We start from the raw sequence: 12886 nt of genomic DNA, 5'->3' as shown, positions 1-12886 counted from the left end.
ATAAAACGGGCCAGGACATAGCATTTGTTCTGGCCCGTTTCTTTTCAACTTGTTAAACTATAGTTTGGAATCTTTTTAGTTCTCTTCGCCTTTCTAAGTTGTAAAAGATAAACCCGACATTTAGCATTAACCCTTATCTTTGCAGCTTTAATTTTTTAATCTATGATCTCAGTTGACGCGGTTGCAGTGGAGTTTAATGGCTCTACGTTGTTTAGCAACGTTTCTTTTAATATCAATGAAAATGACCGTATTGCCCTGATGGGTAAAAACGGTGCGGGTAAATCTACCCTGCTCAAAATAATTGCAGGTGCTAGTAAACCTACGCGCGGTAAAATCTCAGCCCCAAAGGAAGCCGTAATAGCCTATTTGCCACAGCATTTACTTACCGAAGATAACTGCACTGTGTTTGAAGAAGCATCGAAGGCATTTGCCAAGGTGCTTGATATGAAAACGCAGATGGATGAATTGAATGCGCAGCTCGAGACACGTACCGATTATGATTCTGATGACTACTATAAACTGATCGAACAGGTATCGGAACTGGGGGAGAAGTATTACTCGATTGAAGAAATAAACTTTGATGCTGAGGTTGAGAAAACATTACTTGGCTTGGGCTTCCTGAGATCAGACTTTACAAGGCCAACCAGCGAGTTTAGTGGTGGCTGGCGCATGCGCATTGAGCTGGCCAAGATCCTGCTTCAGAAACCAGACCTTATATTGCTGGATGAGCCGACCAACCACATGGATATTGAATCGATTCAGTGGCTTGAGGATTTCCTGGTGAATAATGCGAAGGCGGTTATTGTGATTTCACACGACAAGACCTTTGTAGACAATATCACCAACCGAACGATAGAGGTTACGATGGGCCGTATTTACGACTATAAGGTAAACTATAGCCAATATCTGCAGTTGCGAAAAGAGCGCCGTGAGCAGCAGCAGAAACAGTACGACGACCAGCAGAAAGAGATTGCCGATATCCAGGGATTTATAGATCGCTTTAAAGGTACTTACTCTAAAACTTTGCAGGTGCAGTCGAGGGTGAAGATGCTGGAGAAGATGGAGATCATCGAGGTAGATGAAGTAGATACTTCTGCGCTGAACCTTAAATTTCCTCCGGCACCACGTTCGGGTAACTACCCTGTGATTGCTGAAGGCTTAACCAAGAAATACGGCGACCATACCGTTTTCAGCGATGCATCTTTAACTATAGAACGTGGTGAGAAAATTGCTTTTGTTGGTAAGAACGGGGAAGGTAAATCTACGCTGGTGAAAGCCATTATGGGTGAGATCGATTTTGACGGGAAGCTGCAACTGGGACACAACTGCATGATCGGTTATTTTGCGCAGAACCAGGCCTCGTTGCTAGATGAAGACCTGACCGTTTTCCAGACGATTGATGAGATTGCCATTGGCGATGTGCGTACGCGTGTGAAGGATCTGCTGGGTGCTTTCATGTTCAGTGGCGATACCATTGAGAAGAAAGTTAAAGTACTATCGGGAGGAGAGAAAACGCGACTGGCTATGATCAGGCTGTTGCTGCAACCGGTAAACCTGCTGATACTGGATGAGCCGACCAACCACCTCGACATCAAAACAAAGGATATCCTCAAAGATGCGCTTAAGGCGTTTGATGGCACGTTGATTCTTGTGTCTCACGACCGTGATTTCCTGGATGGGCTGGCTAATAAAGTATTTGAGTTTGGTAACAAGCGCATCCGCGAGCACTTCGAAGACATTAACGGTTTCCTGAGAAATAAGAAAATGGAGAACCTGCGTGAAATAGAACGAACTGTAGCGAAGTAAACTATAGTTGTTATAGTTGATCTGAAACTATAGACTCAACCCTAAACCAAAAGAGCTGCCTCGTAAAAGCAGCTCTTTTGGTTTAAGTCAGGTTAATACAACCTAATTAGTTATTATCACGGTCGCGATCTTCTTCTGTTTCCGCATCTACCGTTTTGGTACGCGTAGTTGTATCGTAATCTACAACAGTTTCAGTTACTTCATATTCAGTAGCAACGGAGTCGCGGTCTACAACCACGGTGTTGTCGTCTTCAAGGCTTGTTTCGTTATCTTTTCTGTTTTCACAGGCCATCATACTGAGCGAGCCCAATACAAACACACCTGCAACTAATATCTTTTTCATCGTTTTAGAGTTTGGTTCTACATATACAGTACAATATCCGGAGTTTAAAAGCAGGATACTATACTTTGTTTTAGTACGAATTAAATACAATAAAAGGTTTAAAAACGGGAGATTTACATTTGTTGGGCTGATTAGTATTGTCCAATTAAGGACAGAATAAAGAGAGGCAAACTATAGTTGTATCATCCTGTGGTAACAGAAATTACGAAGGAAGGAAACTATACCTGCTGCAAAAAACTATAGTTCAGAAATCTGGATTTTATGCTTTAACTGGCTACTTAAGCTTGCAGATACACGTGAAAAGTTTATATTTTTGCAGCACTCTATGCTGAAACTAAAGAAGAGAATAGACGGCTACCTGAAATACCCGTTGATGTGGGTGATGTTGCTATGGGCTTTTACAATGCCCGGCCACGAGGTTCGAGTCTATAATTTTCTGTTTAAAGCGCTGGTTGGTGAGCCTGTGGCAGAACTTACGCAGGCCCGGGAAGAAATCAGCCGGTCTGAAAAGCAACCCAATTTCGCGTACCAGGAAGCTACTCCTGCTGCGTCTGTTGCCGGTAAATTAAAACTACAGTTGCCGGGGGCAATATCAGATAGTTTCCTGTTTTCTCCAGGTCAGCCTGTTCCTTTTTTCTCTTTTTCAGGCTATAGCTACAGGGCTGCAGCTGTGCAGGAACAGCTGCTGATCGCATTGCTACCTAACGCTCCATAGAAGGTTTATGATTGGCAGCAAATACCTATAGTTTGTGATCCTGTTACAACTATAGATTCTGGTTTTTATAGTTTCAAACTATAGATCAAGCTTCCTGCCATTGGTTTTCTTAAAGCAATTTTCCTTTTAAAGCGTACTACATTAACTGTGGCCCAAAGGCTACCTGTTTAATTATATGACACACCTTCCAAACCTTATATTAGACCTTGGGCTTATACTTGGCGCTGCAGGTATAACCACAATTATTTTTAAAAAACTAAAGCAGCCCCTGGTACTGGGCTACATTATTGCCGGTTTACTTGTCGGGCCGCACATTGCCATTTTCCCAACTATACACGAGATAGAGAACATTCAGATCTGGGCAGAAATAGGCGTAATTTTCCTGTTGTTCAGCCTGGGGCTGGAGTTCAGTTTTAAGAAGCTGGTTAAAGTCGGCGGAGCTTCTTCTATTATGGCGCTCGTAGAGGTCGTCGTGATGCTGTTGCTGGGTTACTTATCCGGTAAGCTGCTTGGCTGGTCCACGATGGATAGTATCTTCCTGGGCGGTATTCTTTCTATTTCATCCACAACCATTATTATCAGGGCCTTCGAAGAACTGGGCGTGAAGTCGCAGCGGTTTGCCGGGCTGGTTTTTGGTGTGCTGATAGTGGAAGATCTGGTGGCGATACTCCTGATGGTATTGCTTTCGACGTTAGCAGTGAGCCAGCAATTTGCCGGGACTGAAATGCTGAATGCTGTGCTAAAGCTTGGCTTTTTCCTGGTCGTATGGTTCCTGGCCGGTATTTTCCTGATCCCTACTTTCCTGCGGAAGGCCAGCAAACTGATGAACGACGAAACCCTGCTGATCGTGTCGCTGGCGCTTTGCCTGCTGATGGTGATCCTGGCAGCGCAGGTTGGGTTCTCACCTGCATTGGGTGCTTTTATTATGGGTTCTATCCTTGCTGAAACTACAAAGGCTGAAAAAATTGAGCACCTGATCTCATCTGTAAAAGACCTGTTCGGTGCTATCTTCTTTGTATCAGTGGGTATCCTTATCAACCCTGAAACTATACTAACTTATGCCGGCCCGATCGCGATCATAACTATAGTTACGCTGGTGGGTAAATCAGTGAGTATTACAGCGGGCGGTTTAATGGCTGGCCAGGGACTGAAAACGTCGGTGCAGTCTGGTATGAGTGTTTCGCAGATAGGGGAGTTCTCATTTATCATCGCTACGCTTGGCCTTACCCTGAATGTGACGAGTGACTTTTTGTACCCGGTTGCGGTTGCGGTTTCGGCTATCACTACGTTTACAACGCCGTACATGATCAAACTTTCTACGCCTCTGTATAAATTCCTGGAGGGAATATTGCCTGAGAAGTGGAAGCGATCTCTGAACGAGTATAGTTCGGGCGCGCAGGCCATTAATACTACCTCCGACTGGAAAATTGTGCTGCGCTCGTATGTGGTTAACCTGGTGCTTTATTCTGTTATCATTATCGCGATCGTATTGCTGGCGGCCCGTTACCTTAATCCGTTCATCACCGATAATTTTATAAATGGACAATATGGCGACATCGTTACCACAACTATAACGCTGGTATTCATGGCGCCTTTCCTGTGGGCTTTTGCCGTGTATCATCCGCAGAAAGAAGCACTGGGCAGGCTTTGGGCTAACCGGAATTACCGTAGTTTGCTTATCGTTATCGAGTTTATCCGGATTGGTCTTTCTATCCTGTTCATCGGTTTCCTGCTCAACCAGTTCTTCCCGGTGCAGGTGTCTATAGTTGTAGGCCTGGCTATAGTTGGTGTGCTGGCCGTTTTCTCTAAAAAGATTCAGAAGTTTTACATCCGGATTGAGCAACGTTTTATGATGAACCTGAATGCCCGCGAAATAAAAGCAGCAAGCAAAATGCATCATACCCTGACACCCTGGGATGTACACCTTACCAGCTTCGATGTGTCTCATGAGTCGGTGGTGGTGGGGCGTAGCTTACTGGAGTTGCAGGTACGTGAAAAGTATGGTGTAAACATTGCCGTTATTGAGCGCGGCGACCGCACCATTATGGCACCAACCCGGCAGGAACTGATCTTCCCGGGCGACAGGATCTATGTTTTTGGTTCGGATGAGCAGATTGAGAAGTTCAGGAAATTTGTGCAGTCGGAAGCAGATTTGCAGGTAGAACGCGACAGGGCAGAAGATGTGAAACTACAGCAGTTGGTAATTTCTGAAACCTCGCCGTTACTGGGTGTAACTATAAGAGAATCGGGCGTGAGAGAGCGTACCAAAGGACTTATAGTGGGCATTGAACGTAAAGGCCAGCGTATTCTTAATCCAGAGTCTGAATTCAGGTTCCAGGTAAACGATATCATCTGGATAGTGGGCAGCCCATGGCGCATTAAAGCCTTGGAAGCGGTAAACAATGCTGTCATTGACATCAGGTAAGAAGCTACCCCTGATTAAACTATAAAACTACTTTTCAGAAATTCAACTTAAATTCGGGCTGGCAACGCTGCTAATCGTACGTATAGTTTTGCGGACAAAGCAGAAGCCTGGAAAAGTCTATGATCAAAGAACAAGAGATAAGAACCGTGCAGGTAACCCGTTACGTTACGCCACTACGCGAAGGAGGCTCGCTGCCTGCCATTGTGGAGGCCGACGACGAGTTTATGTACGTGCTGAAATTCAGGGGAGCAGGGCAGGGGATTAAAGCGCTGATTGCCGAACTGATTTCAGGCGAGGTCGCCCGTTTGCTTGGTTTCCGGGTGCCCGAGATTGTGTTTGTAGAGCTGGACGAAGCCTTTGGCAGAACAGAACCCGATGAAGAGATACAAGACCTGCTTCGCGCCAGCGAAGGCCTGAACCTGGGACTGCATTATCTTTCCGGGGCCATTACATTTGATGCGCTGGTTACAACTATAGATGCTCCACTGGCATCCAAAGTAGTGTGGCTCGACAGCCTTATAACCAACGTAGACCGCACGCCGCGCAACACCAACATGCTGATGTGGAACAAGCAACTATGGCTCATCGATCATGGTGCATCGTTGTACTTTCATCATGCCTGGCAGAACTGGGAGGAGCAGGCAAAGCGCCCGTTTGCGCAGATAAAGGACCACGTGTTGTTACCGCAGGCTACCGAGCTCGAAACTACAGATGCCGAATTTAAAGCGATACTTACTCCGGAACGAATAAACGCTATAGTTGAGCTGATACCGGATGAGTGGTTGACAACTATAGAATCACCGTTCGGAACTGCACAGGAGCATCGGCAGGCCTACGCTCATTTCATCAATACCAGAATAGCTCATTCAGAAACTTTTATCAAAGAAGCGCAACATGCAAGAAAAGCACTTATTTGAGTATGCTGTGATCCGGGTGGTACCCCGGGTAGAACGCGAGGAGTTCCTGAATGTGGGCGTGATACTTTACTGCCGCGACCAGGGATTTCTGCACACACTTTACACGATAAACGAACACCGGTTGTGTTCCTTTGCCGGAGATTTAGACCTGCAGGAATTACAGGAAAGATTACAGGCTTTTGAGCGCATCTGCTGTGGCCGAAAGGAAGGTGGCAGGATAGGGCAACTTGGCATAGCCGAACGGTTCAGGTGGCTTACAGCTGCGCGCAGCACTATCGTGCAAACATCGCCGGTGCACCCGGGCCTCACCTCAGATGCCAACGCAACTCTTACCAAACTCTTTAACCAGTTAGTACTGTAACCGAACTATAGCTTAACATAAAAAAAGACCGCCCAACTATAAACGGGGCGGTCTTTTATTTTACCAGCAATCAAACTATAGTTCTAAAGTAAGTTAGTTGCCACCAGCTCTGTTCTTCTCCTCTTCGGCACCGCCGGTTTTGCGCCGTGGTGCCGAAGCCTGTGCATTTCCGAATCTATAGTTAAAAGTCAGCGTTGCCACCCTAGAGTCGCGCACCTGGTAAAAGTTTTCGGCATAACGGTTTATAGTTGTAGCGCCATTCACTTTGTTTGTATAGAAGATGTCGCTCACGCTCAATTTAATGCTGGCCTTCTTCTCCCAAAGCTGTTTCTGAACTCCCGCCGATGCAAACCAGATAGGATCCACATCCAGGAAGCCATACGCCTCGGCACTTCTGTAAACTCCGGTTGCCTCAGCCGACCAGCCTCTGGATAAATTAAAGGTATTGTTAGAGTTAATGTTGAAGGATAACTGCCGGTTGTTGAGATCGGTGTTGGCCAGGTTGCCGCGGTACACGCCATAAAACGAGGTAAGATTGTTGACGCTGTTAAACCAGTTGCCCACCGAAAAAGGTACTGTAACCGCCGCTGCATAATAGTCAAACCGATCCAGGTTCTCGAACGATTGCTTTACAATTTTCGCTGGCTCAGCACCTTCTACTTCTACGGTTTCATCCTGCTGCAGTACTTGTATAATAACATCGGAAGTGTAACTATAGCTTAATTTAGTAACGATGCGCTGATCGAAAGTATGCGTAAATTCAAACGAGTAAGAAGTCTCAGGATCAAGGTATGGGTTGCCGGATGAGTAAGTGCTTGGGTCTAAGTAGTTTTTGAACGGGTTAAGCTGGTTATACGATGGCCTGTTGATGCGGCGGCTCAGCGACAGGCCAAGATCGTGTTTTGGGCTTAGCGTGTAGCCCACAAAAGCACTCGGGAATAGCTGTGTATAGTTGCGGTCAAACTCACGCTCGTCTTCGTCTACAATCTCAGCCAGTTGCTCGCCTTTGGCATTGGTGTTCTCCAGGCGTAGGCCAAGTTGCAGGCTCATTTTCTCCCATTTTTTTGAGGTGTTCAGGTAAGCAGCGTTTATGTTTTCGTCATACAGAAAGTGGTTGCTTTTGCGTGCATCAAATACATTTCCGCCGTTGCTTCTGTCATAAAATTCGAGGTTGTTATCGGCACTTACAAGGCTGCTCTTAAAACCGGCATCAAGTTTAGCGTTTATGCTGGTAAGCGGCTGTGTATAGTCCACTTTGGCCGATCGAATGCTCAGGTTACCATCCAGGGTGCCATAAAGTAATTCGGGAGCACCTTTCAGAGTTCCTTCCGGGGTGTACGTTCTGGTCGTGAAATCCTGTTCGTCGGTGTTATCATAAAGTATATAGTCCACGTCGGCGGTAAGTTCGCGGCCAGTGCTGTCTATAGTATGTTTCAGGTTCAGGTTGATGCCGTGGTTTTTACGGTCGTGGCCGGCAATGGCATTGGTAACAAAGGTTGAATCTATAACGCCTGAAGCATCCCGTCCGGCAGCGCGGTTAAGATTATCCCTGTCAATATCGGTCAGGTAACCACTGGCCACTATACCGATCGTAGTTTTTGGAGTCAGGAAATAATCGGCGCCAACGCGTGCATTATGCGTTTTAAACTGGAAGTTGAACCTGTTTCGTTGGTCATAGTTGCCGGCAAAGTTCTTGTCTTCGTCAAAGAACGTGCGGTCGATGTTCAGCTGCGTGAAATCGTCGCGGTACACATAGTTATAGCTGCCAAATACATTCAGTTTTTTAGCGCGATGGTTTAATTGGAAACTCTGGTTTGATTTAAACTTCTCACCATACCCGAAAGATGAAGTAATGCTGCCGTTCGTGCCAAGGCTTTTATCACGCTTCAGCTTGATGTCGATAATGCCGGAGTTTCCTGCTGCATCGTATTTGGAAGATGGGTTGGTAATGAGCTCGATCTTATCAACGGAGTTGGCCGACATGCTGCGAAGCACATTGGCAAGCTCGGCACCCGACATAGGCACCTGCTTTCCGTCAATCATTACTATAACACCACTTCGTCCGCGCATGCTGATGTTGTCGTTCTGATCTATCGTTACGCCGGGCGCTTTTTCCAACACCTCAAGCGCCGTATTGCCTGCCGCCGCAATGCTGTTCTCCACATTCAGCACGGTTTTATCCATGTGCTGTTCTATCAGCGGTCGTTGTCCTTCTACTACAACCTCTTTCAGGCTTGTGCTGTTTTCCTGCAACACCATAGTTCCCAGCTCCACTGTACTGGAAGTTTCAGTCAGCACGATCTCGTTGCTCATAACTTTGGCGTAACCCACCATGCTGGCGGCAATTCTATAGTTCCCGGTTGCAACTCCCTCAAACAGGAACGCACCGGATTCTTCGGATAACATGCCCTTTACCAGCGACGAATCCCTGGCTTGTAACAACAGCACATTGGCATATCCGACCGGCTTTTTGTTGCCATCGAGTAAGGTGCCTTTAATAGTTGCCTGCTGCGCGCTCAGGTTCGTGAACAGGAGCAGCAAAAGTGGTAGTAGTAATTTCTTCATAGTTTTAGATATTGTTTTATTTGTGATGTGCGGTTTGTCGTTTTTCATAGCATTTCAGGAAACGCCAATACCAATTCGTGTGCCATTTGTGTAAATTATTGATAGTTAGTTTGTTGTATGGATTTGCGTGATTTTAAGAACTATAGTTTCACCCTGCTGCTGTCTGATTTCGGACAGCAATTCGTCTGAAAATGGACAGTGGTATTTATGATCGATCATTCTGTAGTTAGATAAAGTGATTTACATACGATGTGTTTCGTACATGAAAGACAAACTATAAATGCTGAGGTTGCATGGACTATAAAAATATTTGAAAGGAGGGAGGAGATTAATCTGAAAAGATGAAGGTTAAACTATAGTGCCTCAAAATTCTAGCAAAAAATAAAGCCACACCGGGAAGTACCAGTGTGGCTTTTATAGTTCAAACTATAATTTGGTTTAAGAACTACACGAGAGCATAGAGCAGCCTGCTTTCTGGCTTGCCCATTCCGGTCGTGTCTGGAAGAATTCATCAAACTTGTCAGAATAAGGTTCTTTCATGGCTTCCTGCAGTTTCAGAAATAGCGTGTTTTCGCCTTTTTCCAGTTCTTCTATGGCCTGGTGCAGCAGGTAATTCCGGAGTATAAAACGTGGATTAGTTTTCCGCATCATCTCCTGCGATGCTTTCCGTGTAATGGTATTCTTGTTCAGGCGCTCCAGGTAATTCGAGATCAGACTATACAATTGCTCGCTTTGCTCCGGCGTAAGGTCATCGTATAAGCTGTCTTTGAAATAGCTGGCTACATCTTCAGCGCTTCCCATAAACAAAGGCAAATCTATCAGTAACTGGTAGAAGATCGTCATGTCGGGTTTAATGGCAGCAAGCGTTTTCTCGAATTGTGTTACCAGTTCTGTATCCGAGTTGGTCACTTTATCGAGGCCCAGCTTTTTGCCCATCATCTGGTAATACTTCTTCCAGTAGAGTTCCTTGTAGTTTTCGAGGGCAGCTAACAGGGCATCTTTTTCGAGTAAAGGCAGCAGCGCAGCAGCCAGGCAACCCAGGTTCCAATACGCTACGGATGGCTGTTTACCAAACGCGTAACGTCGGCCAGGAAGGTCAGTGGTATTAGGGGTGAAGTCGGGGTCATAATCATCTACAAAAGAGTAGGGGCCATAGTCAATCGTTAGCCCAAGTACCGACATGTTATCAGTGTTCATCACGCCATGCACAAAACCGACGCGTTGCCATTCTACCATTAAGGTCGCAGTGCGCTCCACTATTTCCTTAAACCAGGTAAGTACTTTATTGTCGCCGGTAATGTGCGGGTAATAACGGTCTATGGTCCAGTTTACAAGCTTCTGCAGGTGATCGGTTTCTTTGCGTGAATTAAGGATCTCGAAATTACCGAAACGCAGAAAGCTGGGTGCTACTCGCATCACGATTGCGCCAGGTTCGTAAGCTGCATTGCCATTGTAAAACATATCGCGCAGCACAGGGTCGCCGGTAGTTACCAGGCTTAACGCACGCGTAGTTGGCACACCCAAATAATGCATCGCCTCGCTCATGAGGTATTCCCTTACCGACGAACGCAACACAGCACGGCCATCAGCACGGCGCGAGTAAGCAGTCGGGCCAGCGCCTTTTAACTGCAGCTCAAAGGTTTTACCAGCTATAGTTTCCCATTCGCCAAGCGTAATAGCCCGGCCATCGCCCAATTGACCGGCCCAGCTACCAAACTGATGGCCAGCGTAACAGGCCGCATACGGATACATGGTCTCGGTAACCGCGTTGCCACCTAAAATATCAAGTTCGTCCTGCGAAGCAGGTTTTGCAATACCAAGTTCGTTAGCCAATTCCTCAGACCAGGCCAGCAGACTTACTTTTTCTACGGGTGTAGGAATGGCTTTGCTGTATAAAACGCCGGGTGTCTGGCGGGGTGTCCTGTCTCCGCTGTCGTCGCCGGGGAAGGTGCTTACAAAATCTTTTTTATAGTTCTTTGAGCGAAGGCTCTCCATAGTTCTGGGTTTTAAAGTTGATCATCCTTACTATCTATAGTTAATGCTTATGTAGTTTTCAGGCTTCCCATCATAACAAGTAGAAGGCAGTATTAGTTGAGTTTTTGAGGATGGCAACAGTTAAATTTTATTGGTAAGGGCAAGTTTGTTTTTAACTGAATACTAAAGGTTTATACAAAGTATAGTAAAATGTAATATGCTGTTAAAAACGTAAATGTAACTATAGTTATATCTTATGTGGGCTGCAAACCGTATCTAAAGTGAAATGAATTAAAAGCTATAAAAATGGAAAATAACCTGTCAAATACATCACTCAAAAGTCTGCTACATAATCCGTCTCAATTGGCAGACATCATGAAAGATCCGGGCAAACAAGGACTGGATTTTTATAACAACTTAACTGTAAGAGAGCAACAGTATATCTTATTTGCAGCTGCAGCAGGCCTTATCGGGTATGCCATTTACCTGGGCAGGCAACACAGCTAGTCAATAAATACAAAAGGTACGGGTCAGGCTCGTACCTTTTGCTTTTTATTTGGTTAACTATAGTTCTATTTTTTGCCCTTGCTTTTACGGGCTTTGTTCTGCTCTGCTTTCAGTAGCTTAAATTCCTCATTCGATATCGTTACGGTATAGTACACTTCCGTCAGGATGTTCAGGTCAGCATCAAAATCATAGGTCACCGTCAGGGCCAGTTCCTTATCCGGGTTCAGTACATATTCTTCACCTTCCTTGTCGTACACTTCAAACTCGTATTCACCTTCTTCCAGATGCTTGTTCGGGATGCGGGCCAGGCAATCGCCGGTAATTACTACAGGTTCAGCAAGATCTACTACCAGGTCAAAAGGCTGGTAATATTTGCCGTCCTTCTTCTGGGTAATGTATTCAATCTTATCCAAATGTATCTCTATACCTTTGTTGTTGCTGTCGCGTTTGGCTTTAATATCCTGTATGTTGCCTTTTAATCTCATGTGCTTTCTTCGGAGTTGATTTGCTAAAACATACACGACTATATGTATGCCATGCTATGCTTTATGTACAAAGATAAGAACTATAAAATAAGCTTCCGGCTATAGTTGATGGGCAACCTGTTTAAAACGCAGAAAGCACGGATATTACCGTGCTTTCTGATCTATAGTTAAGAAGTAACTTATTTCTTTTTACCTAAATTATTACTGCTCTTCTGCGCTTTCAGGGTGCTGGCATTGGGCTGGTCGTTCCTGAATTCTTTGTCGGTGCTGTCAGCGCCACGGCTGGTAGTAGTCAGGTTAGCCTTAGGGTCCTGTGGTGTAATTCTGTCGCGGTTCTGGTTCATGTTGTCATTGTCCTTTCCGGCTTTGTCACCACCGCTGCTACTGTCACGGCTCGCCTTATTCTCACCACGGGTGTTGTCAGCGCCGCCGGCTACCCCTTTGGTTTGTGAGCCTTTGCCCAGTCCGCTTACACCTTCACCTTTTCTCGAATTCGGATCTTCTGAAATGTTTCTGTTATTGCTACTCATCGTTTGTTTTCTTTTAGTTTAAAATTTTAGTTCGGATCGGTCCCCATAACTAATGGGGTATATACTTGTACGGCCAAACTTGTCACAAAGGTTGATATGCTCTGGTAATGAATTTATTTACAGGTGATTATAGTGTAACTGGGCTGGTTTTAATTTTAGGTATTTGCCCTGTTTTCAGTATTAAGTTTTTACTATAACTTGATGGTGTTTTAGCGCATAGTTGTAAGTAGGTGAGTAATAATCTTTAATTTAATTTTC

Annotated in this window: 11 protein-coding genes; 6 read left to right on the top strand and 5 right to left on the bottom strand. The window is 45.4% G+C overall.

Features of this window, described 5'->3' with window-relative positions; translation table 11 throughout:
• Nucleotides 1–162 precede the first annotated feature (162 nt).
• On the top strand, nucleotides 163–1806 hold the full coding sequence (locus tag ABS362_RS13105; RefSeq protein WP_350412954.1) for an ABC-F family ATP-binding cassette domain-containing protein: 1644 nt from the start codon (nucleotides 163–165) through the stop codon (nucleotides 1804–1806).
• A gap of 106 nt (nucleotides 1807–1912) precedes the next feature.
• Here the strand turns inward: ABS362_RS13105 and ABS362_RS13100 are convergent, their stop codons facing one another.
• Complete coding sequence (locus ABS362_RS13100; protein ID WP_350412953.1) at nucleotides 1913–2149, bottom strand: hypothetical protein; 237 nt, start codon at nucleotides 2147–2149, stop codon at nucleotides 1913–1915.
• A gap of 325 nt (nucleotides 2150–2474) precedes the next feature.
• Here ABS362_RS13100 and ABS362_RS13095 point away from each other — a divergent pair, with 325 nt between their 5' ends.
• The 4 genes from ABS362_RS13095 to ABS362_RS13080 all read left to right on the top strand — a co-directional run bounded on the left by ABS362_RS13095 (nucleotide 2475) and on the right by ABS362_RS13080 (nucleotide 6567).
• A complete protein-coding gene (locus ABS362_RS13095; protein ID WP_350412952.1) occupies nucleotides 2475–2864 on the top strand; it encodes a hypothetical protein in 390 nt (129 codons plus the stop codon).
• A 175-nt stretch (nucleotides 2865–3039) separates the two neighbouring features.
• Nucleotides 3040–5289 (top strand): monovalent cation:proton antiporter family protein, encoded by a 2250-nt coding sequence (locus ABS362_RS13090; RefSeq protein ID WP_350412951.1) that lies wholly within the window; start codon nucleotides 3040–3042, stop codon nucleotides 5287–5289.
• 119 nt (nucleotides 5290–5408) lie between these two features.
• Nucleotides 5409–6206: a HipA family kinase gene (locus ABS362_RS13085; protein ID WP_350412950.1), complete on the top strand. Its 798-nt coding sequence runs from the start codon at nucleotides 5409–5411 to the stop codon at nucleotides 6204–6206.
• Nucleotides 6184–6567, top strand: coding sequence for a DUF3037 domain-containing protein (locus tag ABS362_RS13080; RefSeq protein ID WP_350412949.1), 384 nt, complete (start codon nucleotides 6184–6186; stop codon nucleotides 6565–6567). Before ABS362_RS13085 ends, ABS362_RS13080 begins: the two co-directional genes overlap by 23 nt.
• A 93-nt stretch (nucleotides 6568–6660) precedes the next feature.
• On the opposite strand, the gene ABS362_RS13075 is transcribed toward ABS362_RS13080, so the two are convergent.
• The gene (locus tag ABS362_RS13075; RefSeq protein ID WP_350412948.1) at nucleotides 6661–9132 is read right to left on the bottom strand and encodes a TonB-dependent receptor domain-containing protein; all 2472 of its coding nucleotides are present in this window, start codon (nucleotides 9130–9132) and stop codon (nucleotides 6661–6663) included.
• A gap of 438 nt (nucleotides 9133–9570) precedes the next feature.
• Entirely contained in the window at nucleotides 9571–11127 is a 1557-nt protein-coding gene (locus tag ABS362_RS13070; protein WP_350412946.1) for a protein adenylyltransferase SelO, read from the bottom strand.
• A gap of 285 nt (nucleotides 11128–11412) precedes the next feature.
• Between ABS362_RS13070 and ABS362_RS13065 the strand changes: the two genes are divergently transcribed.
• Nucleotides 11413–11613: a hypothetical protein gene (locus tag ABS362_RS13065; protein WP_350412944.1), complete on the top strand. Its 201-nt coding sequence runs from the start codon at nucleotides 11413–11415 to the stop codon at nucleotides 11611–11613.
• Nucleotides 11614–11678: 65 nt separating this feature from the next.
• On the opposite strand, the gene ABS362_RS13060 is transcribed toward ABS362_RS13065, so the two are convergent.
• Both ABS362_RS13060 and ABS362_RS13055 read right to left on the bottom strand, forming a co-directional pair.
• The gene (locus ABS362_RS13060) at nucleotides 11679–12098 is read right to left on the bottom strand and encodes a hypothetical protein (protein ID WP_350412943.1); all 420 of its coding nucleotides are present in this window, start codon (nucleotides 12096–12098) and stop codon (nucleotides 11679–11681) included.
• Nucleotides 12099–12277: 179 nt separating this feature from the next.
• Nucleotides 12278–12628: a hypothetical protein gene (locus ABS362_RS13055; protein WP_350412942.1), complete on the bottom strand. Its 351-nt coding sequence runs from the start codon at nucleotides 12626–12628 to the stop codon at nucleotides 12278–12280.
• Nucleotides 12629–12886 lie beyond the last annotated feature (258 nt).

Origin of the sequence: Pontibacter populi (genome assembly GCF_040278685.1) — a bacterium.
GTDB classification, from domain to species: domain Bacteria; phylum Bacteroidota; class Bacteroidia; order Cytophagales; family Hymenobacteraceae; genus Pontibacter; species Pontibacter populi.
This window is presented reverse-complemented; position numbering and strand designations above follow the sequence as displayed.

Excerpts from the sequence above, each read along its gene's own strand:
- ABS362_RS13100 (WP_350412953.1), bottom strand. The coding sequence starts at position 2,149 with ATGAAAAAGATATTAGTTGCAGGTGTGTTTGTATTGGGCTCGCTCAGT.
- ABS362_RS13095 (WP_350412952.1), top strand. The coding sequence starts at position 2,475 with ATGCTGAAACTAAAGAAGAGAATAGACGGCTACCTGAAATACCCGTTG.
- ABS362_RS13090 (WP_350412951.1), top strand. The coding sequence starts at position 3,040 with ATGACACACCTTCCAAACCTTATATTAGACCTTGGGCTTATACTTGGC.
- ABS362_RS13085 (WP_350412950.1), top strand. The coding sequence starts at position 5,409 with ATGATCAAAGAACAAGAGATAAGAACCGTGCAGGTAACCCGTTACGTT.
- ABS362_RS13075 (WP_350412948.1), bottom strand. The coding sequence starts at position 9,132 with ATGAAGAAATTACTACTACCACTTTTGCTGCTCCTGTTCACGAACCTG.
- ABS362_RS13080 (WP_350412949.1), top strand. The coding sequence starts at position 6,184 with ATGCAAGAAAAGCACTTATTTGAGTATGCTGTGATCCGGGTGGTACCC.
- ABS362_RS13060 (WP_350412943.1), bottom strand. The coding sequence starts at position 12,098 with ATGAGATTAAAAGGCAACATACAGGATATTAAAGCCAAACGCGACAGC.
- ABS362_RS13105 (WP_350412954.1), top strand. The coding sequence starts at position 163 with ATGATCTCAGTTGACGCGGTTGCAGTGGAGTTTAATGGCTCTACGTTG.
- ABS362_RS13065 (WP_350412944.1), top strand. The coding sequence starts at position 11,413 with ATGGAAAATAACCTGTCAAATACATCACTCAAAAGTCTGCTACATAAT.
- ABS362_RS13070 (WP_350412946.1), bottom strand. The coding sequence starts at position 11,127 with ATGGAGAGCCTTCGCTCAAAGAACTATAAAAAAGATTTTGTAAGCACC.
- ABS362_RS13055 (WP_350412942.1), bottom strand. The coding sequence starts at position 12,628 with ATGAGTAGCAATAACAGAAACATTTCAGAAGATCCGAATTCGAGAAAA.